Here is a 20,406-nt window from a genome sequence, read left to right on the forward strand (position 1 = left end):
AAGGCAGCTTTCAATAATGTGCTCAATATCTGATCCGGTTTGAAACCTGTAATCCTCCAATTGATCCGCTGAGCGCCGAGCTAAATACAACCTGGCTAAGACCAGCATCCCAGTTATTGCCAAGTGCCAGGTTCTTGCCCGTATTGATGGAAATTCCAATTGCCTCGCTCTTGATGATCCCTGTTCCAATTCCCTTGGCCAAAGCTCCCCATCCGGATGCTACAGGCCCGTTTACAGCCAAGCCTGCAAGCGCTGCGCCTTTCTCGGTAACCCATGCTCCTGCTTTTAAAGCTGTGGCTGTTCCAGTCTGACCGAAAACTTCTAGTACTCCTGAAACAGCGCGCGCTGTAGCCGTAAATTCTGTAAGTGCTACCTGGGCTGATTTTGCTGCCATACTCAAACCAGCTCCAAAACCTCCGCTTAATGCGCCGGTAAGCGCACCAATGCCCATCTGGATACCATAATCTTTCCAGCTAAAATCATCGAAGTGAAAAGCCGAATAAGTAATCGAACTCACACCGGCTCCGTAGAAAACGCCGGAAAGTGCCGCCATTCCAATTGACACGGGTGTGCCCAATCCAACGGTAAGTACATCGATAACTGCAGCCACCACGTCGATAACAACACCGATCAGGATTTCTACAGCACCTATAAATATTCCTCCGATGGCACTGAAGAAACTACCGATAGAGAACATGCCGGTTGGATCAATAAACAACACCGGATTGTTGGATGCGTAGATATAAGGGCTGAAATACTGGCGACCAGGGTCGGTTGCGATAAACCTTCCGATGGCAGCACTGTAGAAACGGGCCCTGTAGTTGTACAATCCTATTTCCGAATCAAATTCCTGACCGGTGTACAGGTAAGGCAGGAACCCGGAACTCGGCTCATTGACATTCGACAAAGCGCCAAATGTGAGGTATTCGTATGAGGCAACCACATTTCCAGTGAGATCGATAACCGCCCGCGCAGACCCAAGATGATCTTTTAGGATATGATACAGATCAAGAGTAGCACCGTCAAACTTTCGCATAGCGATAAGTCCACCCGGACCATAGACATAGTTCACAGAGGACCTTGTTTTTCCATCTGCACTGATAAAGATCTCCTGTAGCGGCATTGCGCTCGTACCCCGGACGTATAATTTTGTACCGGCAGGCGTAGATCCTCCCGTAACGGTTTTTAGCAATCGTTCGTTACGGCAGCCGTAAGTAAAATTCAGCGTGGCACCACCTGGTGTGGTATCTGTAATATTTACAGCCAGCATAGAAGCAGGGTCGTAAGTAAAGCCCAGGGCAAATGGTTTGCTGATCTTTGAATCAGCTGTGTTCATGGAAATGGCGTTCCCGTTGTGGTTATAGCCAAACTGTGCGACCACCTGTGCGCTATTGATGTCACTAATGGTGTTTACCTGTTGGCTACCCTGGTTATAGGCGTAGGCACACGAGATACTGCTGCCAGAAAAGTTCTGTATATTACCGTTTGGATCATAATTCACATCCGGTGCCGCTCCCGGGCCGGCTGGTGGGTTTGTAGGGGCTTTCGCGTTCTGTAGCTGGCCAATGGAGTCGTAGGCATACTGTAACTCGTCATTGGCCTGGCCACTAACCTGGGCTGCAGAAGAGGCAATGGTGCCATCAAAATATGCTGCGCCGCCATAGCCTCCTGATGTATAAGTAAGGTTTTCCTGGAAAAGGCTTGAGCCGGCCTGGTTCTGATTGTTGATGTTCAGCAACCAATTTGGTGCATTGAAACCATAGGTCTGTTTAATAGTTGCATTTGTGAGCACCAGATGATTTTTCAATGGTGTACCCGCTGCATCATAGCTAAAATTTCCGATCGTACTGGTTCCCGATTGGCCCGGTATCTGGGATGATATCTCGTCTGTAATGCCGGTAATCTGGTTCAATGAATTTAGCTGATAAAATATAGAGTAGTCATAGGTTTCATTCGGATATTGAATTTGGGTAATGGTGCCAAAATCATTGTATTCGTAATTAACAACCCGGTCGTTACCGCTATCAAAAGAATTCACGGCCAGGGTATCGGAAATTGCATTGCCAAAAATATCGTAAGTGAGGCTTTCTGTTACATCTGCGGTTCCGGTAGTACCATTATTGGCTTGCATGGAAGAAATCCTGCCGATTGCATTTGAACCGGTACCACCTCCATCATACACGTTCTTTTGTCTCCACGTAGGCGTATTCTGTGGCCAGAGTGGGTTAGTATCGGCATATTGCTGCAACTGCTGCTGGTTCCAGGTCCCCGCGATATAGCCGGTTTCAACCGGGCGTGAGAGGAGATCATATTTTATATAAATGAAGTTTCCGTCTGCTGCCCCCTGCGGATCCTGTTTGAAGCGAATATTCCCAGCCTGGTCATAGATAAATGTAGCTGGTGCATTCGTCCCTTGCTTCAGTGTGAGCAGCTGGTTTAAATAATCAAAAGTCTGTAGTGTTACCCAATCGTTCTGCACAGAATTGGCAGGCGGGTTGAAATAGTTTGGAGAGCGGACGATTGTTGGGTTGCCGGCATCATCAAAGCCGGTTTCATTTCTGATTTCGGTGCCGTTGGCAGACACATTTTGGATCACCTGATCCAGCAATGTGCTTACCTCGTAAAAGACGTTGCCATTGGGATTCGTTGTTGTTTTTTTCGAATAAACCATAACTCCCGGCTGGCCGGCTACAGCACTATAACCCGTATAGGTGCATTTGCCACCATTTACCCTGAAATCTTCGCCAGGCACACTTTCCTGTACTACCCGGGCAAGTGGCGATGTTTCAAATGTTTGCCTTGCAAATGGATAACCATGATCAGCAGGGTAGGCCGTGCTCACCAGACCTGTCATGGTTCCCGCAGTCCAGTTCATGGCGGCAAAATCACTGCAGTAGCTAAACATCGGGTTTTGTTGAGGAGAAATGTATGCTTGTTTTGTTCTTACTGCCATTCTGCCCAGATTGTCGGATACCAGCTGACCAACCACCATTTGTGAGCCGGCATATTGCTGCGCCTGGATATTCATGCCATTTGCATCGTCGAATGAGATGGCAGCCATTGGTGTTACTGCTGTAGCAATTTGTGAAATGGCTACCTTGTTGCCAAAGAAAATGGTGGGTACACCAGAAAAATTAGCAGATGCGGTATAGCTGAAGATCATTTTTCCATCTGCCCAGAAAACAGCGGTTGACTGGCCGGCAAGTAATGTCCACTGCCTGTTCATGGTATACACTGCTATGTTAGCCCCATCCAGTTTCAGCGCATAGCGATAAGCGTTGTCTGGACTGGTAATCGTCCAGCCTTTGCCCGTGGCAGCGCCTGTGCTGATGGTAGATGTTGCAGGAAGCAGGAAGCCGGCATTATTAAATGCACTGCAAAGAGCGGCGGACAAGGTACCTGCATCAAGCTGGGCTGCAAACGGATTCTGGGGAAGGTTAAATGCACGTGCATCTACAGCAGGCAACACGTTTGCTCCGGTCGAATCCAGCAATTGCCAGGAAGTTAATTGCGGATTCCAAAGAATGGTAAGTGCTGATCCCAGTTGGATTCCCAATGGCGCAGCAGGCGTTTCGAGCAGATTGAATTCAACATCCAATGTATAATCTGAGTTCAAATTACCGTCGGCATAAGTGAGCGAGCCTGCTGTGCCAGCAGATTGCTGCGTAAGGACGGTACCCGTTACACTCCAGTTGCCGGCTCCTTGCTGCCATACAGATGACCACTCTGAGCCACGTGTAAATTCGGTGAGCGCACCGCCATTGGTCCCGGTAATAGTAAGTGAAGAATTAGGGTTTGTGGGCGCAAATGCCCCCAGGTTTCCACTACGGGACAAGTAACCATTTTGAATTTTCGAAGTCCTGTCTGCCGCATTGGTGGATAAAATTTCCTGCTGGAAACTGTCCAATACTTTACGGCTTGTTTCACCATTAGCGCCAAGTACGGCTGTAGGCTGTTCTAAAGTGTCATTATAGCTGTAAGCCTCGAGGATACATGCCAATGGTGTGAACCGCAGATTATCTATAAGCACGTTGCAGGAGGTGTTCGCATTTTCACATGTTATTGTAATCTGCGCAGTGCCCTCAGGGTTGGGAAGATCAATTAATTGAGATACGTATACCCACTGACCAACGGTATCAGGGAAGTTGAGAACAGAAGGGGTTCCGCCGGCAACCGATAGTTGCCAGGAGGCATTACCGGCGCTATTGTTAAATGTTGAAGGTTTTTTAACCCAGGCAGAAAATATATATTGCTGATCCTGACGGATCGGGGTAAATGAGCCTTGCACGCCTGCTGCGCCGTGGCTGCCTGCTGCAATGCTTAGGCTGTTAGTGCCTGTATGGGCATCCACCGCGGTATTTTGGCTATTAGGAACAATAGTTCCACCAGATCCGATTACCCAGCCAACTGGCGTTTCGTAAGTTTCAAAACCATAATAGCTCACTTCATTGCCCGATAAACTTCCATTTGGAAATTTGGCAACTAATGACTGCTGGTTTTTATCGTAAATAAATGACGAAACAAGTCCATTGCCATCTGCCTGCTCTGTTATGAGGTTGCCGGTACCCGATCTGGAAATGATTTTAGTCTTTAATTGCCAAGCAGCTGTCGGAGTGTCGGATGGAAATTGTGGTGCCACAGTGCCCGGCGTCGTCCAGTCAAAAATTTGATAAGCAGCCAGCCTGCACAAACCGGTACCGGTACAATCGGTATTCACTGTATTGTTCGCCCAGTTACGGAAAATGGTGGCCTGGCTCTTCACATAATTCCTGGAACTATTATCTGCCGGCGCTACACTTTGCGTTGTCATGGCCACTGTAGAGAACATATGCAGCTTGTTGAACGAAGCAGCATATGCCGGAACCTGGTAAGCGTATAAGGTTTCTACGCGGAGATTTTTCTGGACACCGTCTGCATCATAATAAGATTTCTCCTGAGATAATAATACGCCAGTTGTTTTGTCATAAGTGCCTGTTGACCATTGTACGATGCCATCTTTCATATTGGCCGTCTTTTCGCAACGTGCATATCCGCCTAAAAGATATTTACCCGATATATCTTTTGAATAGACCGTCCAGTAATTCAGCTGCGACGATACGAGGCTGCCGTCGTTTGCAAAATCTTTTTGGCCCAGTTGAATTCCATTAAGAATATTCTGAAAATTCTGGAGCCCACCGGAAGGATAAAGCGTCGATTGCTGAGCCAGTCCGTTGGAATAGTAAAACTGACTGCTTCCTTCTGGTGTGGATGTTGGCAAGGCAGCTTTCTCTTTAACGCCGGGAACCACAATTACCTGTGGATACTGCGCCACGCCCATTAAGGCATTGTAGACAATCTGCGATTCGGGGGAGTTAGCATAATAGTAGGATTGTGTAAAACTTTGTGTGGTGTCGTACTGATCCTCAATCACAAGGTATGCCACAGGTGTATCCGTCACCGACTGGTTGAAATTAACTTCATCCAGGTTCCATAAATCCATTGTCGGGCTCGCATCGAAAGAAGCGGCAGACGAAGGGTAAGTAACCAGGAAGCGGCCGGCAACCAACATTGTTCCGGCGGTGCCATTGGGTACGTATGATTTTACATTATTAAGCTTCTGCGGCACTTGGGTAGTCCCGTTTTTTAAGGCTGCGACGTAAGTGGAAGCGGTGTTGTCGCCGGCATCCTGGTAGCTAATAAATCTCGGGCCCCGGTTTTGGAGACTTTGGGGATAATTGAAACTGCCGAGTTGTGTTGGCAATGCCCGCCATGTGCCGTCTGTGCCGCGGAAATAAATGGTTTTTCCAACCGTCATATAATTCCCCGAAATACTCGGGTTATTTCCGGAGGGTGCATTTGATAATACAGACCAGGAGCCGACATTGGGATTGAACGCTGCCCATTGATTTGCTGCAGAACCACTGGCAGGAGAAAGCATGGATATATCCTCACCAGTGGCCATGTTCAGACCAATTGTAGCGCCGGGAGACGAAAAGCTTTTCTGATTCCAAACTGAGCCATAACGCTGATCGCCGCCGGCATCCCGCAACAGTGCGAGATTATTATTTACGGTGGATCCAACAATGGATGTCTGGAATATTTTATAGAGTAGATTTCCGCTTACTATTGGAGAAGACAAATCAACAGCGCCTGGTGATGAGGTGTTCAGGACAAAGAAATTCTCATCCCAGTTAAATAATCTAAGGCTATAATTAATAGCCGTATTGGTAGTAGTTGTAGCAAATGTAAGTACCAATGAGCTTGGCGTAGGGCTTACGGCGAGGTAGGCCATATTGGTTGGCTGATCCACTACTACATCGATATTGTTTAAAGTCCACGTGCTGCCGGCTTTCCATGTGCCATCTAAAGCGCGGTAAAACAGATAATTTTTCAGTTGCCGGGAACCCGGGAGATAACAGGACACGGCATAAAAATTCTGAGCTGCGGTAATGGCAGCCAGTACACAATCAGAAGAATTTGGCAACAGCGGAGATCCGTTCCCGTTCCACATTCCATCCTGCCAGTTATACGAGAATCCTTGTACCCGGTTGGTGGTATAATCGGTGTTATAAGCCATTACAAAACTGTCTCCTGCAACAAAAACGGACTGAGCTTTTGAATTGGCCTTTACGGTAAGCACGAAAGGCTGGTTATTGTACATCACCCAGTTTCCGAATTTTAAGTCCTGTCCTGCGTCATCGTTACGGAACAGGTACAATTCATCATTGCCGGTGGAACTATTGCGGAGGGAAAGCGCGAAGAAATTCTCTGTTGTTTGTACCATCAGGCTACCGGTTGCTACTGTCTTGCTAATGCTGACGGTTTGGTTAACCCACTGTCCGTTCCACGACTGTATTTTTACCTGTACCTGGTTGCTGCTCTGGTAAGTGAATACAACGTAATTGGAACCAAACCAAACCCGGGGAATACTGCCGGTGATCGGATTTTGTAGCTGTACTTTTTTTGATGAATTAGCAGATGTTATAGTTTGTGCCTTGTATTGAAAGGACGCTTTGCCGCCTTCGGGATATATAACTGCACTTAGGGCGCCAGGGTTGATGCTGGACGAATTTGTTGGGAAATATTCAAAATTCATTGCCGGAAGCGTTTCGCCGTTATGGGTGTACTGAAACACCGACTGGAGACACCGTTTGTACATCAACGAATAATTGCTGTCTGATGGTGCAGCATTATTCATGAATTCGTAGGTGAACTTCATACCCGAGAGTGGGTTACCATCTGCATCTGCCACGTCAACAGCATCTAAAAAATAGGTTTCATACCTGTCCTGATAGGCGTTGGGAGAGGGGGGCGCTATTTGGGTGTGCAGTGGCTGGTATTCAATGATCGGAGTGCCATCACTTGCACTGCCGGGATTAAGGATACCAAATTTCTTTCCATAATTCAAGGTAATGACCCGGCCATAACTGTCAATTACCTTTCCAAGGTAAGATGCCTGGGTATACGCAAGTCCGGAGGAAATTAATTTCTGTGCTACATTGATGTATTGATAGTTAACTGAACTGCCCATTGGGGTTACAATGGATGCGAGATTCCAGGATGTGGGATAGCGCACCTGCGTTGCACCCACATTACTGGAACCGATCCAGTTTCCCCAGCTTATACCCCATTGGGTTGCATTGGAAGCAGTATCGTTTCCCTCGCCATAAGTGTAGGTGAACCCGTCTTCTTTTATGATGATCCAAACCTTTAGTGCAGGATTATACTGTACTGACCAAAACTGGAAATTCCGCAGTTGAAATATCCAGTTGCCGCTTACGGTTTCCCCGGTTTTTACCATTGGGTTGGCGCTACCCCCGGAAATCAGGTAGTAGGTGTCAGACGTTACCGATGCACTTCCTCCTTTGTCTACTGTAATCATTTCAATAGGCATTTGCCAGCCCAACCCAAGAATGCTTGTAGGAGCCTCTGTATTCCAGGTATTTAAATTGTTTTTTATATTGCTGGAATAAAGAACAGATAGCTTTACATCAAGGCCTTCGAGCCCCGGTAAAGTCATCAGGTCCAATGGCATAGATACACAGCCACGAAATTTGTTGACACTACTCTTAATGTTGCCTATTGCCGTTTTATCAAACTCAAAAGAGTGTAATGCAGGTACTTCAGATTGCGCAGCACCGCTGCCATTATTTGATGGTTTAGTAGACATAACAGGATGGGTTTTATTTGAGAACTTTTAGTGATTGAAGTTGGAGATGCGTTATTTGGCTAAAAAATGTAGGCTTAGTATTTTAATTCAAAACAGTAAACTGTTTCTCTATCTTTTCTGGGGAAAGTTGTTCTATTTGTCTTGGAAGGGTTTTAAAACAGGTTCCTTCTTTAGGAAGGGTAGTCATTATATGCCTCAGATAGAAGTCATCAGGAACATGGAATACACTTGTTTGTGCAGGTTCTGCCTCTTCATCTACATGGCAGCAAAGCAGTGGTAAATGGGCTGGTATGGCTACACCTGCAGCAACGGGTCTCATAGCCGTGCTTAAATTGGGCGGTGAACCATGTATTGCTCTCGTATTCATGAATAACACTTGTCCAGCCTTCATAGGAATATAATGCATGTGTCCGGCTTCAATAGTGTCTACCCATTCGGGATAAGGCAGCATGGTAGGTGGACGGTAAAGATTTTTTAAGCGATGGCTTCCAGGCAAAATGCCAAGGCAGCCATTGGTTTTATCCACGTCAACGAGCGGGCACCAGATACTAAGCCCAATGTGGTTTTCTTCTTCTACAAAAGTGGGGTCCTGATGCAGCGGGAACTTACCATATTCTGAGTCTGCGCGCTTGGCCACGAAACTCCCTAAAACAAATTTATATTCATTTAGTGCAGGTAGCAGGCTCCGTTCAAAAACCGGTAAGATGTTTTGATGGATGAAACGCCGCATTTCAATATCCTGAAGTACCACCGAAGCGACAATATCGAACGTATGTTGCGCCTCCACAGCTGTAAAAACTGACTTTAATTCTGCTATATCTTTTGTGCTAAGAAGGTCCATAACCAAATATCCCTGCTCCTGGAAAGTTGCATCATATTTTTGGTCAGCGAATACGTTTTGTGCCATAATTTGTTGAATTAAAAAAAATGGAAATCACATCCAGTTATACATAATATCGCTGTTGTGTGGTGCTTTTGAGGAAATAATTTTTGAAAGTACCCGCATGATAGTTGCAGTCGTAATGATGGATTTTTTGTCTTCGTAGTATTTTCCCGAAGGGTTGTTCCAGGGCTCGTAACAGAAGTTATCTGTCACACGGAGATTTGCCGAACCATACCACTGCCCATTCCCCGCCTGCCAGTTGAGTAAGGCCCGGAGATGTGCACCTATTTTTTCATCAGCATAACCTCTGATGCATTCAATGCCGATATAACAGGCAAGATCAAAAGCATTGTCGATCTGGATGGAGGATGTATCATATTCATAAGTATCCAGCGGTTCCTGTAGGCCCAAACGGTCCAGTACTTCCAGTGTAATAAATGTGCTGTAATAGGGATTTCGCCACCAGTAAGAGCGCCAAAAGCCGTTGTCCATCCGGTGGGTGTGTAAAGCCTTTTGAAACGGATCAAGAAATGTGGTCCTGTCTTCTGTCGACATGCCGTGATAACCCCAGGGAGTAACATCCCAATGACCTTTTGCCCATGCATCAGGTTCGGTATAGGTGGCAATACAATCATCTTCCCGCCAGTGTTCCCTGAAAAATAAACGATCAGCTGCATCAACAGGCATGCCAAGTTCATCGAATAATGCAACAGCCATTGCGGTTGAGTCTGCATCAGGTCCTGTTCTGTTATTGAATCCCCATCCTGAATGATAACTTCGTTGTTCTGTCAGCCAGCTGGCAGCTTTGGTTGCCGCATCAATAGCTTCGTTATTGCCGCTTTTTTTGCCATACTGCGCCAACGCCTGTGCTGCGTATGCAGTAACCCATTGGTCTGATGTACCTACAGGCAAGTGATAATCGTCCCAGCTGCCATTTTCGTTTTGAACCGATAGGAGGTACCGCATCGAATCTTTGAGCGCTCCCCATATTTCATCTGATTCCGGCATGCCGTTTTGTACATCATGCTTAAGGTATAGATTGAGCCTTGGTTTTTGATCCGTGGTTAGTCCAAACCCAATGAAAGCTATCTGGTATTCCTGACAGTTGAGCATCATGCCGGTATCTACAGGCGTAAGTGAAAATCGCGTTGTTAATTGGCTAATAATCGAGGACCATTCTTGAGAAGTATATCTGAGGCAATGGCCACACAAGTCTGCTTTTACATCGGCATGCGCTCCGGTTTGGAGATTAAAGCCAATACTCATCACCAACCCATTCAAATCTGTTTTATATTTTTCTGTTGCAATGGCCAGGAAATCTTTCATTTCCTGAGATGAAAACAGTTCGATTCCTAAATGCTGAAAGTCTGTAGTCTCGCGCATCCGGAAGTAGATCTTCGCCCTTGAATTTTCAAGCGTGCTCCCTTCCAATCCCGCACTTGCAACAATACAGTGTTCCTTTAATTTATTTATTATGGTTATTGCATCATTGGCCGAAGGTAAAATTGCTTTAAGCCAGTTGGTTACCGTATTCCATCCTTTTTCTTGGCTAAGGGGTGCCATTTCCAGGTAGAAAGCAATTCCAGCCTGTTGCGGGCTCGTGCCAATCCATACAAATCCTTGTTTGTAAATGTTGCGGTCATCCTTGTTTTTTGGTAACAGCATTTCAATCGTCTTTTCAGCAACTGCTTTCAGGTCACTGCTTCCGCTGCTGTCAATAGCATGCCGAAGTGTTTTGATAGATGAATGATAACGTGATTCAGTGGCAGTATGAAATGCGCCTGGATCGCCAATAACGCGGAGTGATGTTCCCTTGGCGGAAGTTGTAAGACAAAGCTGCAATGGTGAACCGTCGTTGTTCAGGCATGAAGCGCCGGTAATAAAATCTTCAGAACAAGAATCAGAATCAAGAAGCTGGTAACAGCTATCTGTTAAAGAGTTAGCCGTAGGTTGGAGCCGCTCAGCAAGCGAAATAAGCCGTTGAACTTTTTGGCCGAGGCGTACACTACGAATCATATCAGTATTAAGGTTGAGCGGACAGGATAAATTAGATTTTGGTTTAGGAGCTTATAAACCCCACGGTTGATTTGAACATCAGCCGCGGGGCTTGAATAGTTTAAATTGCGATTGCAATCGAAGAATGTTACAATCGTAAATTATGCATTAACTACCTGGTTGAATATTGATCTGTGGAGTCTGACCCGTATTGCTGCCTGTTGAACCGGATGTGCCATTTGAACCAGTATTTCCTGGTGTTCCGTTTGCGCCACCTGATGAGCCGCCAGCACCCGCTGTGCCGCCTGTACCGCCAACACCGCCGCTGCCTCCATTACCAGGAAGACCAGCTATAGGATGGCCAATAAGCTGAGAGCCAGCATCCAGACTTCCGTAAGTGATATTGATCACATTACCATTGCCACCATTGCCACCATTGGCTCCGCTGCCTCCCGCTCCGCCGTTGCCACCGTTACCGCCGCTATAGCCATTACGGGAATAAGCTCCTGAACTGTCGCCGTTGCCACCTTTACCACCATTACCACCGTTACCGCCATTACCGCCGATACCGCCATCGCCACCATTGCCGCCTCCGCCTACAACAGAGAAAGTACCGGTAACTTTGCCAATGTACATGGTAGTAGCGGGAGAATCGCCGCCGTTGCCGCCACTACTGGCATTACCACCATTACCAGCAATGGCACCACTGGTACCATTGGAACCGTCATTACATCCGGAAGCCCAGTTGCAACTTGCGTTCTGACCAGCAACGCCATTCTGGCCGTTTCCACCTGCCTGGCCATTTGTGCCTGCCTTACCTGGCGCACCAAGAATGTTGATATCTCCGGTGGCTTGTTGTGCGGCTAATACTTTCGCAGCGTTAGCAGTTGATTTGATTAGGGCAGCAATAGAAATTTTACCTGTTGTCTGGACAAAAATTTGTCCGCCAGGTAAAACGGTTACTGTTCCGAACTGATTGTTAGTATCCGTGATGTACAGCGGATTTGACGGACTTACTGTCACGTCTACTGGTGTAGAATTTGATGAGGTTGACATAGAAGGTTTTTTAGAGGGTTAAAAATTTAGTAGAAAAGAATTGTAAGATAATATTTGAAAAAAAAGTAATATTAATGTATATACGAATTGTATTCCTAGAATTATTTGGTTGTATAAAATTAATGTATTTATATTTTAATTTCCTAATATTTAATTGTTTTTTTTTAATTAAGGCTGACGATTTCGATGATAATTAGTGAAAACAGCCCATTAAACGAATCCTGGGCAGTATTTCTATGAAAAATAATTATCGATTTTTCTTTCCATCAACCTTTTGTGGGTAGATTTTGTTAAACTATATTCTCTTTCCTTCGGGCGTTAGCTCTTGCTAACCTGTTAATGGTAAGGATTATATAACTTGAACTCGATTAATCATTAGCGCTATTCTTTAGGTATTTTAGTATTAGTGTCGTCAACCTGACCTGTAGCGTAGCGGAAAGCTACGAAGTAAACCGAGCCTTAAGCAATTTCACCGATGGTAATTCATTTCAGGGGCTTAATAGCAGGAAAGATGCTGACCACGTAGTAGTTATTAGATCTTTAAAATAATGAAAACTGCTAATAAAATAAATCCGATAGCTATCGGTTCAGCATGACGATCGCGTGAGGTAAAGCAGCTGTAAACACTCACTATTCTTCGGGCCTTTATATATCTGTTCAAAAGTTGATTTTCTGTTATTGAACGACAATTCTTAGCATATTAATCATAGAAATGTCATTGTGGCCGGGGATTTGCAGGGTGACAGCTGAATTAATAATCTTCCTGATATGATCAAAAATGTCCTGTTTATGCTTCTAACCATCTCCCTCACATCAACAATTTTCATTTCCTGTACAAAGTCAGTTGACGAAAAGCTGGAAGATCTCAAAAAAGAAAAGCTTGCTTTTGAAAAGAAAGTAGCGGCAATTAAAAACGATAGTCTTAGACAACAAGCCAAAAAATTTGGAGGAATGCTTTTCTGGCTCCAGGAGATTGACCTTGAGAACGAACGTCCGCCAAAGGATACGGTATATGACGAAAATCCATTCGTCATTCTAAACGATTATGGATCTACAAGCGACCTGGCAAATAATTATTTAGATGGCATAGTAGTAGAAAAGGACGAATCTCGTGGCGATAAGATTGAACTCAAACTTCATTATCCCTACGCGCTTCCATTTGCCCAAAAGGCATCCTGGAAAAGTGTGAAATTTAATGACAATTCCAGCACAGACATTATTGAGGATGAAAATGACTCCCTCATCAACAGACAAGTGGTAAGAACCAATTGGAATAACGAGGAAGGATTCGACATCCTTTATCCCGATGAAAAATCCTATTCAGCAAAACCAGCTTTCCTAAACGGTTCTGTTGAAGCACAAGTCCCTAAAGCCGTCTTAAAGTTTACTTTCGCAAGCAATGAAACAGGTGACACCAAAGAACAGAATGGCATTAAAGTGAAACTAGCAAAAGTTAAAGGGCATGCGGTAAGTATAGAGGTTGAAAATCCTAATAAAACAGACCCTGCGGTAGATACCGAGAAAATGGATTTAGTAACCATTTTGGCAACTGACGAAACGAAAAAGTTTTTGCACCAAAGCGGATCTTCCAGCGGTTCAGGCGAAATGTTTGATTTTTACAAAAAACTTTTAAATGAGGTTGTAGAAAATCCTGAAAGGGTAACGAATTTAGAAAAGGATCTGGACAAAGAGCAACATAAGTATGATGAAAAGCACAAAAATATGTCGTACTATTCCGCTTACTTTAAAGGCACGGTAGATGATGTGGTAGTTTATGTGATGGATTATTCAAAAGCTACCATTCGGAAAAAGAACTTTTCGTTGCCGGTCTATTCATTTAAGGCAGAGGAAAGAGCTTACAACAGCACCGCACCTTACCAGGAAGTATTTGATATTCCTATTTTTGCCACAGCTTACGACCCTGCAGTGAGCAAGCTTTTAAGTGCTAAAATGGAGTTGTCTGCTGGTGAACTCCCTGGTAAAATCAAGATTGATCAAACTTCCATAACATCTTCCTCATCAACAGGTGATAAAGAAAAATGGCAGGTAAGTTTTGAATATCCGGAGATGATCAGCTCCCTTTTTATTGATAATATGTTCCGGTATGATGGGGTTAAAGAGGCCGCCTTTTTTGAGGAGAAGGACGGAAAACAGATAGCTGTTCCTAAAGACTCTATCGACTACAATAATGGCGAGTTTAATGGCACCAACCCAATAGTTGACTTTGGCAGTTCCAGCGTAAATTATGATCCTGCCCGTTTGCCTGCCAAAGCGAAATATTTAAAGGGATTGATCCGGGTTAATCTTGCAGATATCACCAGGTCAAGTTATCCGGTTAATAAACTTCCTGCGGGCATCACTGTTTCCGGAAACAAAGTGATGGTAAACGAAGCGATTGTGAAAGATAAGATCTTTGTGTTTGCTAAGAATGCAGCTGGAAAGTATCTAAAAAAAATCACCTCGGTGAGTTTTAAAAGAGATGACAATCCGGGACGGGAAATCAATGTAGACTATTATTATGGAAAACCGTATTTAATAGAATGTTATACAAAAAAAGGAGATCACCTGGCTGATTATAAATTTGAAGTGAAACTAACCTATGATGAACATCAAAAAGAGGAAAAAGCAAAAGCAAAATAATGATAAGTGGCTAGATGAGCAGGCTAGCCACTATTATTGCAACTGCAAGTCCTGAATCTTTACTGAAATGCTCCTTTAAGAACTTGCTGGCCTGGAATAAGTGACTGTTTATCGTTTTTGGACCAATGCCCATAATCTGCTCTACTTCTTTGTAGGATTTACCTTCCAGTTTGCATAAAGTGAATACTTGTCGGCGCTGTGGTGGCATCATTGCCACAGCTGCCCTGAGCAAGTCAGAATTTTCTTTAATCAGCAAATCTTCTTCAATATAAGAATAGAGTTCTGTGCTGGTTTGGATGATATTGAGCTGCATTTTGGTATCCCGGGCTGCTTTACGGTAATAATCGTAGACCATGTGCTCGGCGATACGGAAGAGATAGGCCCGAAATGATTTTTCCGGATCAATTTTTTCACGGTTTTCCCATATTTTCAGGAAAAGATCCTGAAGTAGATCTAAAGTGAGTGCTTCTGATTTGAGTAATTTGAATAAATTAGCAGTGAGTGGCTTTTTGTAGCGTTCATAAAGCTGAGCAAAGGCATTTTTGTCTCCTTTCTTTAATAAAAGACTGAGATCTCCCTCTGTAAGCTCATTGTTTGTCATTTTCGTTGCCTTTTTTTATCATTATGACGTCTTAATAATCGCCTTAGAGGATAATGGTTCTTCAATTATAGGGATTAAAAATTAATTATTGATTTTTTTTCATTTCAGACTAAGTACTTTTTCCTTTTCAGACGTATTGGTTAAAAAGAGATCTTGAAAAATTTTAACCATATCACCAAACTTTATCAAAAATACCTTGACAATGCCTGTAACCCGCAGGAGTTGCAGGAATTGTTGCATCATTTTGAGGATGATGAGCCAAATGCGGAATTGGTTCAAATGATCAGAACTGAACTTGAAATAGATGATGAACGTTATGTCGCTCTTCCTCAGGTACAGGCCATCCTTTCGAAGTTAGATGAATCGATGCAGGTAAATGTAATCAATCCAATAGCAAAGCGCAGATCTTTGTTTACCACCAGCATGCGGTATTGGTCGGCTGCGGCCTTACTGTTCCTGTCGCTACTGTTGTATTACGGCAATGAGCGCCTGAATTTTTTCGGTACTTATACTTCAACCTATAAAAATGATATCCCGGCTGGAGGCGATAAAGCCTACTTAATCCTGGCCGATGGTAAACGAATTGCATTAACAGATTCGATGGTAGGTACGATCACCCCGGCGCCAGGATTTCGCATCAGCAAGACTGCAAAAGGTCAATTGCGTTATGAACTCGCTAAAGGTGCTTCAGGTAATGGCTATAACACCATTACTACACCTAAAGGTGGCAAATACGAGGTCATCCTTGCCGATGGTACGCATGTTTATTTGAATGCGGCTTCATCACTTCGCTTTCCGGCTAGTTTTACTGGTGTTGCTGAACGGCGGGTGACTTTGACCGGCGAAGGTTACTTTGAGGTATCCCATCGTAATGGGCAGCCTTTTTATGTGCAGAGCGGCAAGCAATTGTTGCGTGTATTGGGTACGCATTTTAACCTCAAAGCTTATCCCGATGAACAGTCGGTAAAGACCACCTTGCTACAGGGGTCAGTTGAAGTTAGCAGTTCCGAAGGCAGCAATGCCGTGTTAAAACCTGGTCAGCAATCTCAGCTGGACCAGGGGAAGCTGAAACTGGCGGAAGTAGATGTTATGGCTGCTACCGATTGGCAGCGTGCTGAAATAAATTTGAAAGCTGAAGACTTTCAGTCGACCATGAGAAAGATTGCGCGCTGGTATGATGTGGAAATTGTTTTTGATGAAACCGCACCCAGCGACCTGACCCTTGGCGGTTTGGTATCACGCGATAAAAGCCTTGTCGCAGTTTTAAAAGTAATGGAATTAACAGGTAAGGTCCATTTTAAAGTGGAAGGGAGGAGGGTGACTGTGATGAGATAACTACTTCTTTCACAGGCCTTAATTGAAAAGGCCAGAAGTGCGCTAACACCTCTGGCTTAATTATTATGGTCTGCCTTTGCCAACAAATTTCTGAACATATCAACTGAACAAACCACAAACAAATGTATAAATTTTATACCACACGAACCGGTATGCATTCCGGTTGGATACATAAATTTCTGCTGATTATGCGAATAACCACCGTATTATTAATCACTGCCATTATGCAGGTTAGCGCAGCTACCTACGCCCAACGGATTACACTGAACCAAAATAACGTTCCTCTCGAACGTGTATTTATAGAGATACGAAAGCAGAGTGGCTACGATTTCGTATTCGATATTAAACTGATGAAAAAGGCAAATCCGGTGAACATTCGCGTGAGCAATGCCTCCATAGACCAAACGCTAAAACTCTGTTTTGCAGACCAGCCTTTTGAATATACCCTGAATGAAAAGACCATCATTGTGAAGGAAAAAGAGAGATCTGCAATAGACAAGATCGCCGCTTTTTTCAATACCATAACAGTGACAGGTCAGGTAACCGACACTTACGGAAATGTCCTGCCCGGTGTGACGGTCCGGGTGAAGGGTACCGATAAGGCCACCAGCACCAACCGGGTCGGAAGTTTTATCCTGCCCAACCTGGATGAAAATGCAACGCTCATATTCAGTTATCTTACCAAGGAAACCTTTGAGTTGAAATTGAACGGAAAAACCAACGTCAAGGTTGTGATGAAAGAGAAAACTGTGGAGTTGCAGGAGGTGGTAGTTAATACCGGTTACCAGATCTTAAAGAAAAATAGCATGACCGGGGCATCAAGTTCAATAAATGCAAAAGATTTGTACCTGAATGGTTTTACCACTATAGAACAGGCGCTTCAAGGCAAGCTTCCCGGTGTCGTTGTTACCAATACAAGCGGATTGATCGGAGCACGCCAGAAAACCAGGGTTCGCGGTACTTCTACGCTTTTGGGTACGCAGGAGCCGGTATGGGTAGTTGACGGCGTGATACAGGAAGACCCGCTACCCTTCAAAGCCGATGTGCTGAATAGCGTTGGTACAATTACCAGGGATAATTTCGATTACATCCGCGACTTTGTTGGAAATTCGATTTCCTGGTTAAACCCGAGCGATATTGAAGACATTACGGTATTAAAAGATGCGGCTGCAACGGCTATTTATGGCGTACGTGCAGCAAATGGAGTAATCGTAATCACGACCAAGAAAGGACAAAATGCGCCAGCTACCATCAGCTATTCATTCGGCTTAAATGTAGCTGACCGCGTAGATTATCAAACCTTAGAACTTATGAATTCCAGTCAAAGGGTCGATGTTTCAAGAGAAATCTTCAACCGTGGACTCACAGGGGCTTATGTGAACTCAGAAATAGGTTATGCCGGTGCAATGTCACAATACCTGAACAAAAGTATTAGTTATGAAGCGTTTAATTCCAGGGTGCATGCTATGGAAACCCAGAACACCGATTGGTTCGACCTTTTGTTTAGGAAACCACTAAGCACCAATCATGCCTTAAGTGTATCAGGTGGCAATACAGATACAAGGTATTATGCCTCCTTTGGCTATAATGCTACTAACGGAACTGCCATAGGAAATGATGGTAAAGGATATACTGGTAATATGAGTGTGAGCTTCAAAGTCGGTCCTAAACTAAGTATCTCGGCAAGGCTTTCAGGGTCTCAAAAGACCACGAATGGTTTTTACCTGGTGAATCCTTATGGATATGCTTCAACTGCGAGTAGGGTAATTCCTGCCTACAATCAGGATGGAAGTCCGTTCTTTTATCAAAATCCAAAGAGTAGCTATTTGTACAATATGATTAATGAGCGCGACCAGACGGGTTTGATCAGCAAAGTACTTAGTGCAAACACGAGTATTGATGCCAATTACGATATCCTGAAAGGACTGAGGTTCCAGACGATTTTCAGTTACAATACAAGCAGTACTACGGGTACTTCGTACGCTACTGACCAAACGGAATACATTACCCGGAATTTCAGGTTTTTCGAATATGGAACGGCGAAGCCGAATTCTGCTGCTTACCTGAATGCTAAATTGCCTCTGGGTGGAGAATATAATGAAGACAACAATAGGAATGAGAACTGGAGCTGGAGGAATAGTATCTCGTACAATACTTTACTAAATAATAAGCATGCCATTTCTGCCATGTTTGGTCAGGATCTGAATAGTACGAAGTATGTGGGTTTCTCTTCTACTAATTATGGTTATATGAAAGGCCGGGGCAATACTTTCGCCCCAATACCCCTAACCTACGGTTCGCAATTTCCTACTCCAAACGTATTGTTAACGGAGAATCAAAGACGCAATATCATTGATAGGACGACAAATACCATGGGCTTGTACCTTACCGGAAGCTATTCTTATGATAACAAGTATGTGGCTAGTTTTAGCGTTCGTACAGATGCGTCCAACCGGTTCGGTCAATTCAGTAATGAGCGTTTCAATCCGGTTTGGGCTGGGGGCCTCCGCTGGAATATGGCCAGGGAAAAATGGTTTGAAAAAAGTTATTGGATGTCTGAAATCAGTTTCAGGCTTTCTTATGGTTACCAGCGGAACATCCTCACGAGTGTAAGTCCGGAATTGATACTCAAAATACCGAGTGGAAGACAAACAGCGTCTGTAGATGAGTTAACTGGTGAGGAAATTCTGGCCATCAGTTCCTTGCCCTATGCAGATCTGAGGTGGGAAAAAAACTCCAGTATCAATGCAGGCGTTGATATGAGCCTTTTTGACGGAAAAATTCAGGCTTCATTTGATTATTACGACAAACGAGGGAAGGATTTGATTTCCTTATTAGACGTACCTGCCGAATATGGAATCCCATCTATGCCGGTAAATGGCGGATCAATGAGAAACAATGGATGGGAGATTTCTACGAGCTTCGTACCTGTCCGCACGAAGAATTTCACTTTTTCTATGTCCTTAAGTTCAGCGAAGAACTATAATAAAGTAACTAAGACGGGTATTCAGAATGTGAGCTGGCAAACCGCTGCCGGAGGCACATTGACGAAAGCGGGGTACCCTGTCTCTGCCTTCTGGGTTTTTGATTTTCAGGGAATTAACCAAAGTAATGGCTATCCTATTATTGGTCTGAATGTGGCTGAAGGAACAGATCCATCTGCTGACCCGACTGCATATATGAAGTATATGGGGAAGCTGGATCCGGATTTTACCGGGAGTATGGGACTGAATTTCCGTTACAAAAAGTTAACCCTGAATACTTCTGTATACCTGCAATTGGGAGGAAAGAAATTCCTGTCTCCGGCATATCCGCTTTCTGCTACGCTGCCTACCGAGTATGAGAATCTGTCGGCAGAATTATTGAACAGGTGGGTTCCGGGCAGTACCGGTGCTTTATTACCTGGCTTGCCAGATAGCCGGGTACCGATCATCTCATTACCGAGTTCAGATGTAAACAGTTCAGGTAACCAACGTTATGTTTCCCTTTACGAGATGTATAATTATAGCAGTGACAGGGTGGTGAGTGCCTCAACGTTGCGTATGAACAATCTTTCCGTTAATTATTCTTTACCAGATCAATTGGCTAAAGCAATAGGTTGCAGAACAATTAACGCCGGTGCAAGTGCGTCCAACATCTTTTCTGTCAATAGTAAGGGTTTTAGAGGACGTGATGCCGAGGTAGCAACGGGTGCGCAGCCACGCACAAGGGCTTATACGCTAAATATTAACGTGAGTTTTTAATCTT

8 protein-coding genes are annotated in these 20,406 nt (G+C 44.4%); 3 read left to right on the forward strand and 5 right to left on the reverse strand.

All coding sequences use genetic code 11. The features are described 5' to 3' along the window. Positions 1-22: 22 nt before the first annotated feature. The 4 genes from IM793_RS05985 to IM793_RS06000 all read right to left on the reverse strand — a co-directional run bounded on the left by IM793_RS05985 (position 23) and on the right by IM793_RS06000 (position 12,083). A complete protein-coding gene (locus tag IM793_RS05985; RefSeq protein ID WP_193420181.1) occupies positions 23-8,149 on the reverse strand; it encodes an RHS repeat domain-containing protein in 8,127 nt (2,708 codons plus the stop codon). 82 nt (positions 8,150-8,231) lie between these two features. Next, positions 8,232-9,056, reverse strand: coding sequence for a phytanoyl-CoA dioxygenase family protein (locus tag IM793_RS05990; protein WP_193420182.1), 825 nt, complete (start codon positions 9,054-9,056; stop codon positions 8,232-8,234). A gap of 27 nt (positions 9,057-9,083) precedes the next feature. Continuing rightward, positions 9,084-11,048 carry a hypothetical protein gene (locus IM793_RS05995; protein WP_193420183.1) on the reverse strand — a complete coding sequence of 655 codons (1,965 nt, stop codon included), beginning with the start codon at positions 11,046-11,048 and terminating at the stop codon, positions 9,084-9,086. A gap of 147 nt (positions 11,049-11,195) precedes the next feature. Further along, positions 11,196-12,083: a hypothetical protein gene (locus IM793_RS06000; RefSeq protein WP_193420184.1), complete on the reverse strand. Its 888-nt coding sequence runs from the start codon at positions 12,081-12,083 to the stop codon at positions 11,196-11,198. Between the two features lie 768 nt (positions 12,084-12,851). Between IM793_RS06000 and IM793_RS06005 the strand changes: the two genes are divergently transcribed. Then, positions 12,852-14,723, forward strand: a complete 1,872-nt coding sequence (locus IM793_RS06005) for a hypothetical protein (RefSeq protein ID WP_193420185.1) — start codon at positions 12,852-12,854, stop codon at positions 14,721-14,723. 10 nt (positions 14,724-14,733) lie between these two features. On the opposite strand, the gene IM793_RS06010 is transcribed toward IM793_RS06005, so the two are convergent. Next, positions 14,734-15,324, reverse strand: a complete 591-nt coding sequence (locus tag IM793_RS06010) for an RNA polymerase sigma factor (RefSeq protein WP_193420186.1) — start codon at positions 15,322-15,324, stop codon at positions 14,734-14,736. A gap of 153 nt (positions 15,325-15,477) precedes the next feature. Between IM793_RS06010 and IM793_RS06015 the strand changes: the two genes are divergently transcribed. Together IM793_RS06015 and IM793_RS06020 are read left to right on the forward strand one after the other, a co-directional pair. Beyond that, complete coding sequence (locus tag IM793_RS06015) at positions 15,478-16,659, forward strand: FecR family protein (RefSeq protein ID WP_193420187.1); 1,182 nt, start codon at positions 15,478-15,480, stop codon at positions 16,657-16,659. A gap of 188 nt (positions 16,660-16,847) precedes the next feature. Then, the gene (locus tag IM793_RS06020; RefSeq protein ID WP_227256148.1) at positions 16,848-20,402 is read left to right on the forward strand and encodes a SusC/RagA family TonB-linked outer membrane protein; all 3,555 of its coding nucleotides are present in this window, start codon (positions 16,848-16,850) and stop codon (positions 20,400-20,402) included. Positions 20,403-20,406 lie beyond the last annotated feature (4 nt).

The sequence above is a fragment of the Pedobacter sp. MR2016-19 genome (assembly GCF_014947265.1).
Classification (GTDB): Bacteria; Bacteroidota; Bacteroidia; order Sphingobacteriales; family Sphingobacteriaceae; genus Pedobacter.

Bases quoted from the DNA above. Each gene is read 5' to 3' on its own strand.
- IM793_RS05985 (WP_193420181.1), bottom strand. From the start codon at position 8,149: ATGTCTACTAAACCATCAAATAATGGCAGCGGTGCTGCGCAATCTGAA.
- IM793_RS05990 (WP_193420182.1), bottom strand. From the start codon at position 9,056: ATGGCACAAAACGTATTCGCTGACCAAAAATATGATGCAACTTTCCAG.
- IM793_RS05995 (WP_193420183.1), bottom strand. From the start codon at position 11,048: ATGATTCGTAGTGTACGCCTCGGCCAAAAAGTTCAACGGCTTATTTCG.
- IM793_RS06000 (WP_193420184.1), bottom strand. From the start codon at position 12,083: ATGTCAACCTCATCAAATTCTACACCAGTAGACGTGACAGTAAGTCCG.
- IM793_RS06005 (WP_193420185.1), top strand. From the start codon at position 12,852: ATGATCAAAAATGTCCTGTTTATGCTTCTAACCATCTCCCTCACATCA.
- IM793_RS06010 (WP_193420186.1), bottom strand. From the start codon at position 15,324: ATGACAAACAATGAGCTTACAGAGGGAGATCTCAGTCTTTTATTAAAG.
- IM793_RS06020 (WP_227256148.1), top strand. From the start codon at position 16,848: ATGCGAATAACCACCGTATTATTAATCACTGCCATTATGCAGGTTAGC.